We start from the raw sequence: 16,024 nt of genomic DNA on the forward strand, positions 1-16,024 counted from the left end.
GATCCCCACCCGAGCAGCCCCGACAATCGCGGAAGTCTCCACCCGCTCGATCCGCGCCGCCAACTCCCCACCACAAAACAACGACAACCCGTTTTCGCTCATCCCCCACTTATATCCCCCGTGTCCAGCGAGTTTCCGCACCGAAACCAAGATCACCACGCGCTGGTGGCGGCTACCTCTCGGGCGATGCCGCCACCAGCGCGTGGTGATCAGGTGTTCAGGTCAGGCGATGCGCAGGGTGACGTCGCCGAGGACGGGCGCGTCGTCGCGATCGACGGCCGTGACCACCGCGACGAGCGTGTCGGCCTCCCGCCAGACCTTGGTGCGCAGGGTTTCGCCGGGGTAGACCACGCCGGTGAACTTCGCGCGGAAGCCCGCGACGCGGGTGGCGTCACCGTCGAGCAGGACATCGGTGAGCGACTTGCAGACCACGCCGTAGGTGCACAGCCCGTGCAGGATCGGTGCGGGAAAGCCGGCCGCCTTCGCGAATTCGGGATCGGAGTGCAGTGGGTTGCGGTCACCGCAGAGGCGGTAGAGCAGTGCCTGCTGCGGCAGGGTGGCGGTGGTGAGTTCCGCGTCGGGGGCGCGATCGGGGAGCTCGGCTTTCGTGCTCGGTCCGCGTTCGCCACCGAAACCACCCTCGCCCTTGGCGAAGATCGAGGAGCGCGCCGTCCAGAGCGGCTCCCCGTCGGCGCCGGTGACGGTGTGCTCCTGCACGATCACCGCATTGCTGCCCTTGTCCCAGACCTCGGAGATCCGGCCGACGGACACGGCCTTGCCCGCCGCGGGAATCGGCTTGTGCACCACCACTTCCTGATGACCGTGCACCACCTTCGCCAGGTCGATCTCGACGCCGGGGAAGCTCACGCGCGGCGCGGCGGTCTCGCCGAGGGTCGGGGCGACGGTGGCGAAGGTGGGCAGCACCTGGGGTTCGCTGTCGTCGAGATAGCGCAGCTCGACCGGATCGGTGCAGCGCGCGCCGGCGCCGAGACCCAGGTGGTAGAGCTGCACATCCGTGGGGGTCCAGCTGAATTCGCGGCTGGGCAGCGCCGCGCCGAGCGCGATCTGGGGATCGATGGGCACTACTTCACTTCCTTTGCGGTAGCGGACTTCTTGCCGACGATGTCGAGCACGGACAGGTAGGCGAAGGTGATCGCGGGACCGATGGTCGCGCCGGGGCCCGCGTAGGTGTGGCCCATCACCGGCGAGCTGCAGTTGCCCGCGGCGTAGAGGCCGTCGATCACCGAATCGTCTTCCCGCAGCACACGTCCGGCGGTATCGGTGACGAGGCCGCCCTTGGTGCCCAGGTCGCCGGGGACGATCTTCGCGGCGTAGAACGGGCCCTGCGAGATCTCGGCCAGGCACGGGTTGGGCTTCACGGTCGGGTCACCGTAGTAGCGGTCGTAATGGCTGTCGCCCCGACCGAAGTCCTCGTCTTTGCCTTTGGCGGCGAAGCCGTTGAACCGCTCGACGGTGCCCGCGAGCGCGTCGGCGGGAACACCGATGCGGGCGGCCAGTTCGGCGATCGTGTCGGCCTTGACGATGTTGTCGTTCTCCATCCAGCGCTTCGGAAAACGCTGTCCCGGTTGCAGTCCCGCGAAGATGTAGCGGTTGCGGTAGCGCTGGTCGAACACCAGCCAGGCGGGCACGTTCTCACCGGGACCGGGGCCCTGGCCGTACTCGCCGCCGTACATGGTGTGCACGGCCTCCACATACGGGGCCGACTCGTTGCCGAAGCGCACACCGCGATCGTTGACCATGATGGTGCCGGGCAGGTTGCGTTCAGCCAGCGCGAACCAGGGCTTGCCGCCCTTGAAGATCGTCGGACCCCACCAGGCGTCCTCCATGAACCCGACCGTCGCTCCTGCCGCCATACCCGCGACGATGCCATCGCCGGTGTTGGCCGCGGCACCGGTTGTCCACTCAGTGGTTATCGGCTGCCGCTGGTACTTGGCGCGCATGTCGGCGTTGTGCTCGAAACCGCCGCTGCCGAGGATCACGCCGTAGCGCGCGGTGAAGGTGACCGATTCGCCGTCGACGGTGGCTTTGACGCCGGTGATCCGGCCGTCGGTCTCCACCAGATCGGTGAGTGGGGTGTTGAGCAGCACCGGAACACCCGCGTCGAGCAGGCCCTTGCGCATGGCGGCGATGATCGCCTGACCCATGCCGAGCAGGTGCTTACCGGTGAACTTGGCCAGGTAGGTGCGCGCGCCGACGCGCAGCGCCCGCATCATGCCCTTGGGGTGGCGGCGGATCAGGTTGAGCCGCACGAAATCGGCCTGCATGACGACCACATTCATCGGCGCCTTGGCATAGGGCGGCTCGAGATTGGCCAGCTCCGCGCCGAGCACCTTGCCGTTGAAGGGTGTCGGTTCGCACGAACGCCCCTGGCCTAGGCCGCCCGGAGCCTCGGGGTAGTAATCGGAATAGCCGGGCACCCACTTCATTTTCAGCGGCGTGTGGTCGAGCACGAAGTCGAACGCCTCGGCGCCGCGATCGAGGTAGGTGTCGATCTTCTCGGCGGGCACCACGTCGCCGATGATGCTGTGCAGGTAGGTGCGCGCCTCGTCGCGATCGTCGGGGCGGCCCGAGGCGAGCAGCGCCTTGTTCCCCGGAATCCACACCCCGCCCCCGGACCGGGCGGTCGACCCGCCGTAGTGCGCCGCCTTCTCCAGCACCACCACGCTCAGCCCGTGGTGCGCCGCGGTGAGGGCGGCGGTCATTCCAGCGGCGCCACTCCCGACGACCACCACATCGTATTCCCGATCACTCATGTAGAACACGTTATAGAATCAGGGCGCGGTTGCGCTATGTTGTCTGGAAGAAGAGCAGATATTCGGCTCCGAAACCGGTTACAGTTTGGCTGTCCGGCCGAGCAGATTTTTCCCAGGAGGTACCCGTGCTGTCCGACGCGCAGCGGAGTGAACTCGCCGATGAACTGGCGCGCGCCGAACACGATCGGGTGGCTGTGCCGCCGCTGGTCGACCGGTATCCGGGGATCGACGTGGTCGATGCCTACGAGATCCAGTTGCTGAACATCCAGCGCAGGTTGCGCGACGGCGCCCAGGTGGTCGGGCACAAAGTCGGGCTGTCGTCGAAGGCGATGCAGCAGATGATGGGTGTCGACGAACCCGATTACGGGCATCTGCTGGCCGAGATGGAAGTCTTCGAGGACGTTCCCGTCGACACCTCCCAGTACCTGCTCCCCCGCGTGGAGGTCGAGGTCGGATTCGTCCTCGGCAAAGACCTGCCCGGCGAAGACTGCACCGAAGCCGACGTGCTGGCCGCGACCGTCGCCTACGCGCCCGCGATCGAGTTGATCGATTCGCGGATCAACGACTGGAAGATCGGGTTGGTCGACACCATTTCCGACAACGCGTCCTCGGCCGGGTTCGTACTCGGCAAGCAACGGGTGGCTCCCGCCGATATCGACATCAAGGCGATCGATGCGGTCCTCACCCGCAATGGTGAGGTCGCCGCCGAAGGCCGCAGCGACGCGGTCCTCGGTGACCCGGTGATCGCGGTCGCCTGGCTGGCACGCAAAGTCGCGACCTTCGGAGTGCGACTCAAAGCCGGTGACATCGTGCTGCCCGGCTCCTGCACCCGCGCCATCGACGCCCGCCCCGGCGACGACTTCCACGCCGAATTCACCGGACTCGGTTCGGTCCGTTTGCGTTTCAGCTGACCTTCCCTAGGAGTATTCCGTGACAAGTAAAGTCACCGCCGCGATCGTGGGGTCCGGCAATATCAGCACCGATCTGCTGTACAAGCTGATGCGTTCGGACAAGATCGAGCCACGCTGGATGATCGGCATCGACCCGGACTCCGAGGGGTTGAAGCGCGCGAGTGGGCTCGGCCTGGAAACCTCCGCCGAGGGCGCGGACTGGTTGCTCGCCCTGGACGACAAACCGGACCTGGTGTTCGAAGCCACCTCCGCCTACGTGCACCGCGCGTACGCACCGAAGTACGAGGCCGCGGGCATCCGCGCCGTCGACCTCACTCCCGCCGCTGTCGGCCCGGCGGTGATTCCGCCGGTGAACCTGGATTCGTTGCGGGACGCACCGAACGTCAACATGATCACCTGTGGTGGGCAGGCGACCATCCCCATGGTCGCGGCCGTTTCCCGCGTGGTGCCGGTGCAGTACGCCGAGATCGTGGCGTCGGTGGCGTCGGTGTCGGCCGGGCCCGGTACCCGCGCCAATATCGACGAGTTCACCAAGACCACCTCCAAGGGTGTCGAAACGATCGGTGGCGCCCAGCGCGGCAAGGCCATCATCATCCTGAACCCGGCCGAGCCGCCGATGATCATGCGCGACACCATCTTCTGCTCGATTCCCGAAGACGCCGACCGCGACGCCATCGCCGACAGCATCCTGCGGATGGAGAAGTCCATCCAGGAATACGTGCCCGGCTACCGGTTGCTCAACGAACCCCAGTTCGACGACCCGTCGGTGGTGTCCGGCGGCATGGCGAAGGTGTCGATCTTCGTCGAGGTCGAAGGTGCGGGCGACTTCCTCCCCCCCTACGCGGGCAACCTCGACATCATGACCGCCGCCGCGACCCGCGTCGGTGACGTGCTGGCCGATCAGATCATCTCGGCTCGGGTGTAAGGAGTTTCCGCAATGAGCACAATCCTGAAGCCCTTCTCGGGCGAACTCGATGTCCGCGTCACCGACACCTCGCTGCGTGACGGGTCGCACCACAAGCGCCACCAGTTCACGGTGGACGAGGTACGCAATATCGTTGCCGCCCTCGATGGTTCGGGCGTTCCGGTCATCGAGGTCACCCACGGTGACGGGCTCGGCGGGTCCTCGTTCAACTACGGGTTCTCCAAAACCCCTGAACAAGAACTCATCAAAGCCGCCGCCGAGACGGTCAAGCAGGCCAAGATCGCCTTCCTCATGCTGCCCGGCGTCGGCGTCAAGGAAGACATCAAGATCTCCCAGGACAACGGCGCGTCGATCTGCCGTATCGCGACGCACTGCACCGAAGCCGATGTCTCCATCCAGCATTTCGGTCTCGCTCGCGAACTCGGCCTCGAAACCGTCGGGTTCCTGATGATGGCGCACTCCACCACCCCGGAGAAGCTGGCGAAGCAGGCGCGCATCATGGTCGACGCCGGTTGCCAGTGCGTGTATGTCGTCGACTCCGCCGGTGCCCTTGTGCTCGAACAGGTTTCCGACCGGGTCTCGGCGCTGGTCGCCGAGCTCGGTGACGACGCGCAGGTGGGTTTCCACGGCCACGAGAACCTCGGTCTCGCCGTCGCCAACTCCGTCTACGCGGTGCGCGCCGGAGCCACCCAGATCGACGGCTCGGCCCGCCGTTTCGGCGCGGGCGCGGGCAACCTCCCCGTCGAAGCGTTCATCGGGGTCTGCGACAAACTCGGCATCAAGACCGGCGTCGACTTCTTCGCCGTCACCGATGCCGCCGAAGATGTCGTCCGCCCCGCCATGCCCACCGAATGCCTCCTGGACCGCCAGGCTCTGATGATGGGCTACGCGGGCGTCTACTCCAGCTTCCTCCGCCACGCCGAACGCCAGGCCGAGCGCTACAACGTCTCCGCCGCCGAAATGCTCGTCCGCGCGGGCAAGCGCAAGCTCGTCGGCGGCCAGGAAGACCAGCTCATCGACATCGCCCTCGAACTCCAACGCGAAGCCGCCACGTCCTGACCCCCTGATCACCACGCTCTGGTGGCGAAATCGGCCGAGAGGTCGCCGCCACCAGGGCGTGGTGATCTTGGTCAGGGCGGGGGCAGGGTGGTGTGCGGGGATTGGGGGGTGAGGGTGGTGGTGAGGAAGGCGTAGATGGTGACGATGAGGATGGGGGCGGCCAAGGGGGCCCAGGCCAGGTGGACGGGGACCAAGGCCGCGGTGGTCGCGGCAATGGTGAACAGGACGGCGCCGCCTACCGAGGGGATGGTGGTGGGGACTACACCTTCGGGAGCGTGCAGGACCGCGGCGTTGAGAAGGTAAGTGGTTGCTACCAGACCTGTTGCCGCGGAAGCGATTACGCCGACGTCGGCGAAGGCGAGTGCGGCGATGGCGGTGAGGACCGCGGCGACCGAGGCGGGGCGCCACCACCAGCTCGCGATGACGAACGCCAGGGCCGGGACGCCCAGGATCGGGTTGATCAGGGCGACCGAGGCGACGAGCAGCAGGCCGGCCAGCAGGGCGAGGAATCTGGTCATCGGCGCACCCGCACTGTTCGGCGGTGTTCGGGGAGCAGGCGCATGGCCTGGTCGAGACGGGTGCCGTCGGGCCAGGCGATGATGTCGACGCCGACGGTGCCCATGTCGCGATACATCGAGGCCCGCTCGAGCTGCCACATCTTGGCCATGGTCGGGTCGAGGCCCTCGGCGAAGGGGGTACCGCGCAGCACGTCCACAGCGACCACCACGTGACCGCGTTTGCGCAGGTCGATGAGGGCGAGCGCGAATTGGGTGTCGAGCAGGGTGGAGAAGGCCACGATGATGGCGCCGATCGGCACCGCGGCGTGCGGGGCGAGGGTGCCGGTGTGCTCGACATGTTCGTCGCCGACGCCGAGCACGGTGTCGACGATCCGGTAGAACTGCCTGCGCCCGATATCGGGACGCAACCAGCGCGGCTGCTCACCGAGACACACCACGGCGGTGCGGTCACCGGCCTGCAGGGTGGACTGCACCACCTGGGCGGCGCCGCGCACCGACAGTTCCAGCGAGTCGCTGGCGGGGCCGGGTGCCTGCTGGGAGGTGTCGACGAGGACGACCACGTCGGCGGAGCGGTTGGTGAACCGCTCGGTGACATAGAGCCTGCCGCGACGCGCGCTCACCGGCCAGTTCACAGTGCGTAGCTGGTCGCCGGGGGCGTAGGCGCGGATGTCGGCGTATTCGACACCCGGCCCGTGCTTGCGGGTGAGGTGGGTGCCGATGCGATCGGGCAGCTCGGTGCGCGGCATGCGCATCCGCTGCGGATCGGCGATCGGGTAGACGTAGAGATTCGCGGCGGGCAGCTCGGCGTGGGCGACGGCGAGCCCGGCGGGGCTCAGCGCGGTCACCGCTGCCTGCACCGGGTAGCGCCCCCAGCGGGTGGCCGAGAGTGCCAGCCGCATCCCCGCAGGTGCGCCACCGGAGTCGTGGGATTCCTCCACCTCGAGGTCGAGACCGGTGAGCGGAACCGGGGCCATCCGCAGCAGCGCGTGCCCGCTCTCGACGAACGCCGCGGCAACGGCGGTGACGACCTCACCCTCGAAACAGCGGACGGTGCCGCTGCCGTCGACCTGGATTCTGGTCGGGTTCTGCTGCCACGGTGCGGTGGCGAGCACCCCGAGCATCGGCGCGGCGAAGACGACGAGCTGCCACTGCCCGCGCAGCACCGCGACGACGAGCGCCGCCGCGGCGCAGCCGGCCAGGATGAACACCAAAGGCGCCGGGCGCCACCGCAGGTCGACCTCGACGGTCTTCGATTCGTCGCGGTGCTTCATGTGCTCGTGGCGCGGGGAACCGGTAGCCTGCGCAGCAATTCGGTGATGACGTCCTCGCCGCGGATGCGCCGCACCCACATCTCCGGTCGCAGCGTGATGCGGTGCGCCATGGCAGGCACGGCGAGCGCCTTCACGTCCTCGGGGATCACGTAGTCGCGGCCGAGCAGCAGGGCACGCGCGCGCGACATCTGCACCAGGTCGAGTTCGGCGCGCGGGCTGGCGCCGACCTCCACCTGCGGGTGGCTTCGGGTGGCGGAGGCAAGCGCGACAACGTAATTCACCACATCCGGGTGCACGGTGACGAACTCGACCGACTGACGCATCTCCATCAGCCCCTGCGCATCGACCACCTGGCCCACCTGCGGTGGGGTGGAACCGCGTTCGAGCCTGCGCCGGATCATCTGGGTCTCGTCCTGTTCGGACAGGTACCCCAGGCGCAGCTGGATGGCGAACCGGTCGAGCTGGGCCTCGGGCAACGGGTAGGTGCCCTCGTACTCGATCGGGTTGTCGGTGGCGAGCACGATGAAAGGCTGTGGGAGCAGGTAGGTTTCGCCGTCGATACTCACCTGCCCCTCGGCCATCGCCTCGAGCAGTGCCGCCTGGGTCTTGGGCGGGGTGCGGTTGATCTCGTCGGCGAGAAGCACATTGGTGAACACCGGTCCGCGCCGGAAATTGAACCGCCCGGACGACATGTCGTAGATCGTCGATCCCAGCAGGTCGGCGGGCAGTAAATCCGGCGTGAACTGCACGCGGGTGAAATCCAGGCCGAGCGCGGCCGCGAAGGAACGCGCGATCAGCGTTTTGCCGAGGCCCGGCAGATCCTCGATGAGGACATGGCCTCCGGACAGCACGGCGATCATGATGAGTTGCATCTCATCGCGCTTGCCGACCACGACCCGGCCCAGCTCACGCAGCACTGCGTCGGAGCGCTGGACGGTCACGTTCAACGGCATTGTCATCGGTGGCCTCTAACCCCTCACATCGACTGCAATCGGCGCAGGATCTCGTCCAGCGCCGCCCTACCCGGTGCGCGACCCGTCTGGTCGCGCAACGACGAATTCGCCGGGTCCACCCAGCGCCACAGTTCGGGACCGAACTGCAGCTGACCGGCCGCCTCGATGGCTCTGCGGTTCTTGGATACCCGCATACCGGTGGACAATTCGAACTCTTTGGCCAGCAGCGGGCGCAGGTGCCGGTCCCAGTCGGCGCGGGTGCCGTCGGCACGGGCGACGAGCATCTCGGCGCGGGCATGCCAGCGGCCGAGCATCTCGGCCGGACCGTTGTCGATGTACTCGGTGAGCGGCTCCTCGCGCCGCACCCGGTAGCGCAGCGACCACACGAGCACACCGAGTGCTACCGCGACCGGCAAAGCCACGGCGAGCGGAAGCAGATCGCGGTCGAGCCGCACCAGCACGACCTCGAGCACCAGCACCGCGACCACCGCCGTCACGACCACGGTCGTCCGGTTGGACTTGATCTCTTCACCGGGATTCACGCGACCTCCACGCGACGGGCCGCCCGACGTGGGCCGGTCATGCGGGCACCACCCTTCGCTGCAGGTCGGAGAGCACGATGCGCAGCAGTTGTTCGGCGCGCATGCGCTGCCATTCGAGCATCGAGTGGGGACTGAACCTGGCCTCTTCGAAGAGCGCGACGAGTTCGCGGGCGGAGGCGTCGTGCAGCACGCCGCTCTCGAACGCTCTGGCCAGCACCTCCATCGGGGTGTCGGAGGCCTTCGGGCGGGCGATGCTGTCGGTGGACAGACCGCGTTCCATGGCCACGTAGCAGGCGATGATCGCGGTGCGCGGGTCCTGGCCCGGTGCGTTCATCGCGGCCAGGCCCATTTCGGCGGCTCTGGTTAGCGAGTCGACATCGCTCGCGGACGGTGCGGCGGGCTCGTCGGCGACGGCTTGCTCGGGGGCACGCCGCGCGGCGACCGCGACGGCCGCGAGCCCGGCCAGCGCGACCGCGATCAGGGTGATGGCCAGCCCCGCCGCGATGAGCAGGGCGGTGCCGGTGAGTTCGGCCGGCCCCGCGGTGGGGTCGGGGGCGGGCGCGTCGGTGGGGGTCGGCACCGGGCCCGAGCCCTCGGACAGGGTCTCGGCGGCCGGACGCACCGGCCGGGCACCGGGCAGCAGGAACAGTGCGGTGACCCCTGCGGCGAACATCAGGGCGACGGAGGCGATGAGCATCGGCACGAGCACCGCGAGCCTGCGCCACTGGATTCTCGGCAGCCCGATGTCCTCGTGTTGCGGCTTGGCGAGCGGGAGGCGATGCTGGCTGGCGACAACTCCGGCCACCAGGATGACGATCGATACCAGCAGCAGCACCGGCATCACCGCGACGAGCAGCGGTGACGGGGCGCCTGAGGACTCGTCGGGTCCGGCGCCGGGGAGACTGCCCTGCAACGCGAAAGTCGCGCAGGCCACCAGTGCGATCACGACGATCGCCCGCGTAATGGGCTGATTCACCCCGATCACAGCTGTACCACCAAACCCCAGAGACTGCACAAATCAGCCACATAGTTACATGCCGGGCGGTTCGCTCGGGAGGAAATCGGCTCTTTTGGATTTCCTCCTATTCATTGTCCCCCTCGAGGCAAGGGGCACGCTACGCAGTGCGAACGGTGTGAGATCCGGTTAGTAAGAGTTCACCGAGCCGGCTGGCGGTGCGCGCGAGGTCCGGCACGACCGGTACCCCGGTGGTCAGCTCGGTGACGGGTTCGGCCGCGTGGACCGTGCACGGCAGGTCGGCGTCGTAGAGGATGTCGACCAGATTCACCAGCCGCATCGCCCAGTCCGGTGGAACCGCGCGCAGCAGCGGTACCGCGACCAGGGTCCAGCGGCGGAAACGCGTGGTCAGGCGCAGGTAGTCGGCGGCACTGGTCGCGGCGCCGCACAGGTGCTCGAAGGCGAAGGTCACCGCGTCGCCGTCGACGGATTCCGCGCGCACGGTTCGCCCGTCGGCCAGGTCGAGCACCACGCCGGGACCGGTGGCGCGCTCCGTCGTCACCACGTACCGGCCTGCGCAGAATCCGTGATCGTCACGGGTGCCGACAGTGCGGTAGTCCAGCGGACCGTCGAGGGTCACGACCTCGAGGTGGGCGAGGATGCGCTCGATGGTCGGCACGAACCGGTCGTGGAACAGCGGATTCGGCAGCAGCCCCGCGGGCGGGTAGTTCGAGGTGACCACCAGGGTGCGACGCTCGGCGAACAGGGTGTCGAGCAGCCGGGCCACGAGCATGGCGTCGCCGATGTCGTGCACGTGGAACTCGTCGAAACACACCAGATCCGCGTCACCCAGCAAACGGTCGATCGCATTATCGATCGAACCCAGTTCGTGTACCGCGGTGTGCAATGCGGCGAAGAAATTGTGGAAATGGAAGCGGCGCTTACGAATCGGATCGGCCGAAGCGAAGAATCGATCCATCACCATTGTCTTGCCACGCCCGGGCCTGCCGTGCAGATACACCCCGCGCGCCCGTTTGCGCACCCGCCCGTTCCGATCGAGCAACTCCCCGAGCCGCCGCGCCGCCGCCGTCTGCCCGGCATCGAGAACCACCGTCACACCGACCTCCTCGTCCCACCCAGTTGTAGTGGGGCGAGGAAGCCGGGCAACACACATGGTGACGTGCTCAACAGGTGCGTTGAGTCACCCAGGCGCGAAACCTCAGGCGGTGAGCACCAATCCGGAGGTGGGGACGCCCGTGCCCGCCGTGACGACGATGCGTTCCAGGTCGTCGACCTGGTTCACCGAGGTGCCGCGGATCTGGCGGACGGCTTCGGCGATGCCGTTCATGCCGTGGATGTAGGCCTCGCCGAGCTGGCCGCCGTGGGTGTTGAGGGGTAGGCGGCCGCCGAGTTCGATGGCGCCGTCGGCGATGAAGTCCTTGGCTTCGCCGCGACCACAGAAACCCAGTTCCTCGAGTTGCATGAGGACGAACGGGGTGAAGTGGTCGTAGAGGATGGCGGCCTGCATGTCGGCGGCGGTGAAACCGCTTTGTGCCCAGAGCTGTTCGCCGACGAGGCCCATTTCGGGCAGGCCCGTCATGGCGTCGCGGTAGTAGCTGGTCATCACGTACTGGTCGGGGCCGCTGCCCTGCGCGGCGGCGGCGATGACGGCGGGGCGCTGCGGCAGGTCACGGGCGCGTTCGGCGCTGGTGACGACGATGGCGACGCCGCCGTCGGATTCCTGACAGCAGTCGAGCAGATGCAGCGGCTCGGCGATCCAGCGTGAATCCTGGTGCTGTTCCAGCGTGATCGGCTTGCCGTAGAAGAAGGCGTTCGGGTTCACGGCCGCGTGCTTGCGATCGGCGACGGCCACCTTCCCGAAGTCGGCGCTGGTCGCACCGGTGACGTGCATGTACCGGCGCGCGACCATCGCCACCTGCGCGGCGGGCGTGCCGAGACCCTGCGGGTAGGCCCAGCCCGCGTCGATCCCCGAGGACGTCGGCGCGGCGGCGAGGGCGGGTGAGAACTGGCCGAAGCGGGCGCCGGAGCGTTCGTTGAACGCGCGGTAGGCGACCACCACGTCGGCCACACCGGTGGCCACGGCCATGGCCGCCTGCTGCACGGTCGCACACGCCGCACCGCCGCCGTACCCGATGTGGCTGAAGAACTTCAGGTTCGGGATGCCGACGGCCCTGGCTACGGCGGCCTGGGTGTTGGTGTCCATGGTGAAGGTGGTCAGGCCGTCGACATCGGCGGGCGTGAGGCCCGCGTCGGCGAGGGCAGCGGTGACCGCCTCCGCGGCCAAGCGCAGTTCGCTGCGGCCGGAGTCCTTGGAGAAGTCGGTGGCACCGATACCGACGACGGCCGCGCGGCCGGACAGCGTGCTCATTTCGGCTCCAGATCGGGAACGGCGATGACCGAGGTGGCGATGATGTGTTCACCGAGGCTGTCGCGGCCACGGACGTCGATGGTGATCAGGGTGCCGTCGACGGCGGTGACGGTGCCCGAAAGGGTCAGTGTGTCACCGGCATACAGCGGAACCCCCAGACGCAGCGCGATCGACTTCACCCGTGCGCGCGGACCGGCCCAGTCGGTGACGAAGCGCTGCACCAGGCCGGTATCGGTGAGGATGTTGACGAAGATGTCGTCGGAACCGCGCCGCACGGCCTTGTCGCGGTCGTGGTGCACGTCCTGGAAGTCCCTGGTGGCCAGGGCGGTACTGATCACGAAGGTGGGGTCGGCATGGATCACCAACTCCGGCAGGGTGGTTCCCACCGCGAGAGCGGCGGGATCGATGGTGGTTGTCACGAGCGGGTCCTTTCCGGACGGGCAGAGCGAGTCGACTCGGCGCACCCCGCGCACTGTTCCGCCACGGCTGGGCGGATCAAGCGCGACGAGGTGCCGCGCTCACCGCTCGGCCTGCCAATACGGCAGCACGGTGCCGTCGGCCAGTTTTTCGAAGGCCACGCGCACCGGCAGGTCGATGGCGACCTCGGCCGGATCGATGCCGCGCAGTTCACCGAGCATCCGCACGCCTTCGTCGAGTTCGACGAGCGCGACCACGAAGGGCAGCTCCCGGCCGGGCACCTTCGGCGCGTGATGCACGACGAAGCTGAACACCGTGCCGGTGCCCGCGGCGACGACGTAGTCGGTCGGCTCGGCCTTGTCCTGCCACAGGGCCGGAATCGGTGGGTGCCGCAGCGTGCCGTCGGGCAGGCGCTGAATGCGCAGCTCACCGGCTTGGGTTCCGGCCCAGAAGAACTCGGTGTCGCGGGAGATCACCGGGCCCACCCGCTCGGCGGGCGCGACCTCGACGGCGTCCGCCGACGTGGAGTCGGTATCGGCGGGCGAGGGGGCAGCCGGTGCGTACTTCAGGATCCGGAACAGCATCTCGGTGACCACCTCGTCACCGACCGTCCAGGTGGTGGTGAAGGTGAGGAACCAGCCGTCGCCGAGCCCGGTTCGCTTGGGCCCCTTGAACTCCGAGAGACAGCTGGTGACCGTCACCTCCTCGCCCGGACGCAGGTACCGGTGGTAGGTCTGCTCGCAGTTGGTGCCGACGACGGAGGTGTAGCCCGCCGCGTCGAGCAGTTCGTTGACGCGGCCGATGGGGTCGTCGGCGGCGCGCTCGCCGTGCAGGCCGGTCATCGTCCAGACCTGGGCCATGGCGGGCGGGGCGACGATGCCGGGGTGACCGGCGGCCTTGGCGGCGGCCTCGTCCACATAGATCGGGTTGGTGTCGCCGATGGCCTCCACCCAGTTGTGGATCATCGGCTGGTTCACCGGGTCGCGGCCGACGCGGGGAGCGCTCGCCCCCGCCGCGACCAGCGCGGTCAGGCCCGCGTGGATTTCCTCGGGCACAGCAGTTTCCGGCACACGCCGCTCCTGGTTCATCGGGGCACGCGCGGCAGTTCCAGGCCGGCCGAGGCCACCAGTTCGCGCATGATCTCGTTGACGCCGCCACCGAAGGTGACGACGAGGTTCTGTTTTGTCCGCCGGTCGAGCCAGGCCAGCAGCTCGGCCGTGTCGGGATCGGCGGGGTCGCCGTAGCGGCCGACGACCTCCTCCACCAGCCGACCGGCCTCCTGCAGGGCCTCGGTGGAGAACACCTTGGTGGCCGAGGCATCGGCGATCACGGTGTTCTGCGCGGCGGCCGGGTCGGCGGCGGCGACCTGCCAGTTCAGCAATTCGTTGAGCCGCACCATGGTTCGCACCCGGGCGAGCACACGTCGTACATCCCGCCGGGTGAGCAGCTCGCGCGCCGCCGACCAGTCATGCAGACGGTCGTAGAGCTGTTCGATCTTGCCCGACGGGCCGAGGCTCACCCGCTCGTGATTGAGCTGGGTGGTGATCAGCCGCCAGCCCCGGTTCTCCTCGCCGACCAGCATGTCGGCGGGCACCCGCACGTCGTCGAAGTAGGTGGCGTTGGTGTGGTGGGCGCCGTCGCAGGTGATGATCGGCGTCCACGAATAGCCGGGGTCCTTGGTATCGGCGATGAGGATCGTGATGCCGCGGTGGCGGGATTCGACCGTGCCGGTGCGGCAGGCCAGCCACACGTAGTCGGCCTCGTGGGCGCCGGTGGTAAAGATCTTCTGCCCGTTGACTATCCAGTCGCCGTCGCTGTCGCGCACGGCGGTGGTGCGCAACGCGGCCAGGTCGGTGCCGGCCGATGGCTCGGAATAACCGATGGCGAAATGGATGTCACCGGAAAGGATTCCGGGCAGGAACTTCTTCTTCTGCGCATCGGTGCCGTACTTCTGCAGTGTCGGACCGACGGTCAGCAAGGTCACCAGCGGCAACGGCACATCGGCGCGCACCGCCTCGTTGAAGAAGATCTGCTGTTCCATCGGGCCGAAACCCTGCCCGCCGAACTCCTTCGGCCAGCCGACACCGAGCCAGCCGTCGCGGCCCATCCGGCGAACCACCTCGCGGTAGGCGTCGCCGTGCCGATTGATCGCCATCTCGGCGTGTTCTTCGGGCGTGACGAGATCGGCGAAATAGGAACGCAATTCCTCGCGCAACCGCCGCTGCTCGGCGGTCAGATCGATGAACATCTGGCTCCCAGGAGGTCGAGCCGCAGATCCGCGCCGCCGAGCAGCCGCGCGAGATCCTTGGCCTGTGAGTAATACCGGTGCATCGGGTGGGTGATGTCGACACCGAGCCCGCCGTGCAGGTGATGGCACTGCTGCATGGCGCGCGGCACCTGCGCCGCCGCCCAGTACGCGAGCACGGCGAGGTCTTCGTCGATGCGGTCCTGATGCTCGGGCGAGGCGTCGTTGTGGGCCAGTGCCCAGCACGCCGACTCGGCGGCCACGTGCAGGGTGCGCGACACCACGTACAGGTCGGCGATCTGCTGGGCGACCGCCTGGAACTCCGCCAGTGGTCTGCCGAACTGTTCCCTGGTCCGCACGTGTTCGGCGGTCAGGGTGACCGCACCCTTGAGCAGGCCGTCGGCCACCGCGCCCAGGCAGGCGACGGCATAGCGGTGCAGGCCGGGCAGCGCGTCGGGCAGGAGCTGGTCGGCGGGAATCTCCACCTCGTCGAGAACCAATGAGGCCTCGGGAACGCCCGCCGAGCCTGCTACCGGGATCACCTCGAGGCCCGGGGCGACCCCGTCGACCAGGGCGACCCCGGCATCGGTCGGCACCAGGATCCAGCGTGCCTGTTCGGCGTAGAGCACGCCGGTCTTGCGGCCGGTGACGCGCACGGTGTCACCGTCGCGTACGGCCTTGGTCGTCGGCGCGGTGGTGAACGGCGCGCCCGGCTCGTTGAGCGCGGCCGTGAGCACGGTGCCCTTGCCGATCTCGGCGAGCACCCGTTCGGCCAGGTGATCGGGCAGCACGGGCAACAGCGGGAGCACACCGAACCCGAAGGTCGGCAGTGCGGGCACCGCCGCCGCGTCGGTGGCCAGTTCCATCAGCAGGGCCGCCACCTCGGGTAACCCCATTCCGTCACCGCCGAACCGCTCGGGCACGGGGACCGCGAGCAGGCCCGAATCGATGAGACTCGGCCACAATTCCATGTCGCGGGCAGGCTCACGTTCGAGCAGGCTCACGACAACCTCGGCTACGGCATCGGCACTTTCGTCGCGGGTGAAATCCACGGCGTCCTCCTTC

At 68.2% G+C, this 16,024-nt stretch carries 16 protein-coding genes; 3 read left to right on the forward strand and 13 right to left on the reverse strand.

Annotated elements, in window-relative coordinates; all coding sequences use genetic code 11:
- Positions 1-222 precede the first annotated feature (222 nt).
- Together HYG95_RS23545 and kstD are read right to left on the reverse strand one after the other, a co-directional pair.
- The gene (locus HYG95_RS23545; RefSeq protein ID WP_181701134.1) at positions 223-1,083 is read right to left on the reverse strand and encodes a MaoC/PaaZ C-terminal domain-containing protein; all 861 of its coding nucleotides are present in this window, start codon (positions 1,081-1,083) and stop codon (positions 223-225) included.
- Positions 1,083-2,774 (reverse strand): 3-oxosteroid 1-dehydrogenase, encoded by a 1,692-nt coding sequence (kstD, locus tag HYG95_RS23550; RefSeq protein ID WP_181701136.1) that lies wholly within the window; start codon positions 2,772-2,774, stop codon positions 1,083-1,085. Before kstD ends, HYG95_RS23545 begins: the two co-directional genes overlap by 1 nt.
- 125 nt (positions 2,775-2,899) lie before the next feature.
- Between kstD and HYG95_RS23555 the strand changes: the two genes are divergently transcribed.
- Genes HYG95_RS23555 through dmpG form a run of 3 tightly spaced genes read left to right on the forward strand, consistent with a single transcriptional unit; the run spans position 2,900 to position 5,669 of the window.
- The gene (locus HYG95_RS23555) at positions 2,900-3,685 is read left to right on the forward strand and encodes a 2-keto-4-pentenoate hydratase (protein WP_181701139.1); all 786 of its coding nucleotides are present in this window, start codon (positions 2,900-2,902) and stop codon (positions 3,683-3,685) included.
- Positions 3,686-3,704: 19 nt separating this feature from the next.
- The gene (locus HYG95_RS23560) at positions 3,705-4,610 is read left to right on the forward strand and encodes an acetaldehyde dehydrogenase (acetylating) (protein ID WP_181701141.1); all 906 of its coding nucleotides are present in this window, start codon (positions 3,705-3,707) and stop codon (positions 4,608-4,610) included.
- Between the two features lie 12 nt (positions 4,611-4,622).
- A complete protein-coding gene (gene dmpG, locus HYG95_RS23565) occupies positions 4,623-5,669 on the forward strand; it encodes a 4-hydroxy-2-oxovalerate aldolase (RefSeq protein WP_181701143.1) in 1,047 nt (348 codons plus the stop codon).
- Positions 5,670-5,740: 71 nt separating this feature from the next.
- On the opposite strand, the gene HYG95_RS23570 is transcribed toward dmpG, so the two are convergent.
- From HYG95_RS23570 to HYG95_RS23620, 11 genes are all read right to left on the reverse strand, one after another.
- Complete coding sequence (locus tag HYG95_RS23570; protein ID WP_181701145.1) at positions 5,741-6,187, reverse strand: hypothetical protein; 447 nt, start codon at positions 6,185-6,187, stop codon at positions 5,741-5,743.
- Entirely contained in the window at positions 6,184-7,458 is a 1,275-nt protein-coding gene (locus HYG95_RS23575) for a DUF58 domain-containing protein (protein ID WP_181701147.1), read from the reverse strand. Before HYG95_RS23575 ends, HYG95_RS23570 begins: the two co-directional genes overlap by 4 nt.
- Positions 7,455-8,417, reverse strand: coding sequence for a MoxR family ATPase (locus HYG95_RS23580; protein ID WP_181701149.1), 963 nt, complete (start codon positions 8,415-8,417; stop codon positions 7,455-7,457). Before HYG95_RS23580 ends, HYG95_RS23575 begins: the two co-directional genes overlap by 4 nt.
- A gap of 17 nt (positions 8,418-8,434) precedes the next feature.
- Positions 8,435-8,953: a hypothetical protein gene (locus HYG95_RS23585; RefSeq protein ID WP_370465901.1), complete on the reverse strand. Its 519-nt coding sequence runs from the start codon at positions 8,951-8,953 to the stop codon at positions 8,435-8,437.
- Positions 8,954-8,990: 37 nt separating this feature from the next.
- The gene (locus HYG95_RS23590) at positions 8,991-9,929 is read right to left on the reverse strand and encodes a DUF4129 domain-containing protein (protein WP_370465902.1); all 939 of its coding nucleotides are present in this window, start codon (positions 9,927-9,929) and stop codon (positions 8,991-8,993) included.
- A gap of 139 nt (positions 9,930-10,068) precedes the next feature.
- Positions 10,069-11,025 carry a cell division protein ZapE gene (gene zapE / locus HYG95_RS23595; RefSeq protein ID WP_370465903.1) on the reverse strand — a complete coding sequence of 319 codons (957 nt, stop codon included), beginning with the start codon at positions 11,023-11,025 and terminating at the stop codon, positions 10,069-10,071.
- A gap of 102 nt (positions 11,026-11,127) precedes the next feature.
- Positions 11,128-12,297, reverse strand: a complete 1,170-nt coding sequence (locus HYG95_RS23600; protein WP_181701155.1) for a lipid-transfer protein — start codon at positions 12,295-12,297, stop codon at positions 11,128-11,130.
- Complete coding sequence (locus HYG95_RS23605) at positions 12,294-12,716, reverse strand: MaoC family dehydratase (protein WP_181701157.1); 423 nt, start codon at positions 12,714-12,716, stop codon at positions 12,294-12,296. The genes HYG95_RS23600 and HYG95_RS23605 overlap by 4 nt, the downstream gene beginning before the upstream one ends.
- A 99-nt stretch (positions 12,717-12,815) precedes the next feature.
- The gene (locus tag HYG95_RS23610) at positions 12,816-13,784 is read right to left on the reverse strand and encodes a bifunctional MaoC family dehydratase N-terminal/OB-fold nucleic acid binding domain-containing protein (RefSeq protein ID WP_370465904.1); all 969 of its coding nucleotides are present in this window, start codon (positions 13,782-13,784) and stop codon (positions 12,816-12,818) included.
- 14 nt (positions 13,785-13,798) lie between these two features.
- Entirely contained in the window at positions 13,799-14,962 is a 1,164-nt protein-coding gene (locus HYG95_RS23615) for an acyl-CoA dehydrogenase family protein (protein WP_181701161.1), read from the reverse strand.
- Positions 14,947-16,011 carry an acyl-CoA dehydrogenase family protein gene (locus tag HYG95_RS23620; protein ID WP_225281363.1) on the reverse strand — a complete coding sequence of 355 codons (1,065 nt, stop codon included), beginning with the start codon at positions 16,009-16,011 and terminating at the stop codon, positions 14,947-14,949. Before HYG95_RS23620 ends, HYG95_RS23615 begins: the two co-directional genes overlap by 16 nt.
- Positions 16,012-16,024 lie beyond the last annotated feature (13 nt).

It is taken from the genome of Nocardia sp. GTS18, assembly GCF_013839555.1.
Classification (GTDB): domain Bacteria; phylum Actinomycetota; class Actinomycetes; order Mycobacteriales; family Mycobacteriaceae; genus Nocardia; species Nocardia rosealba.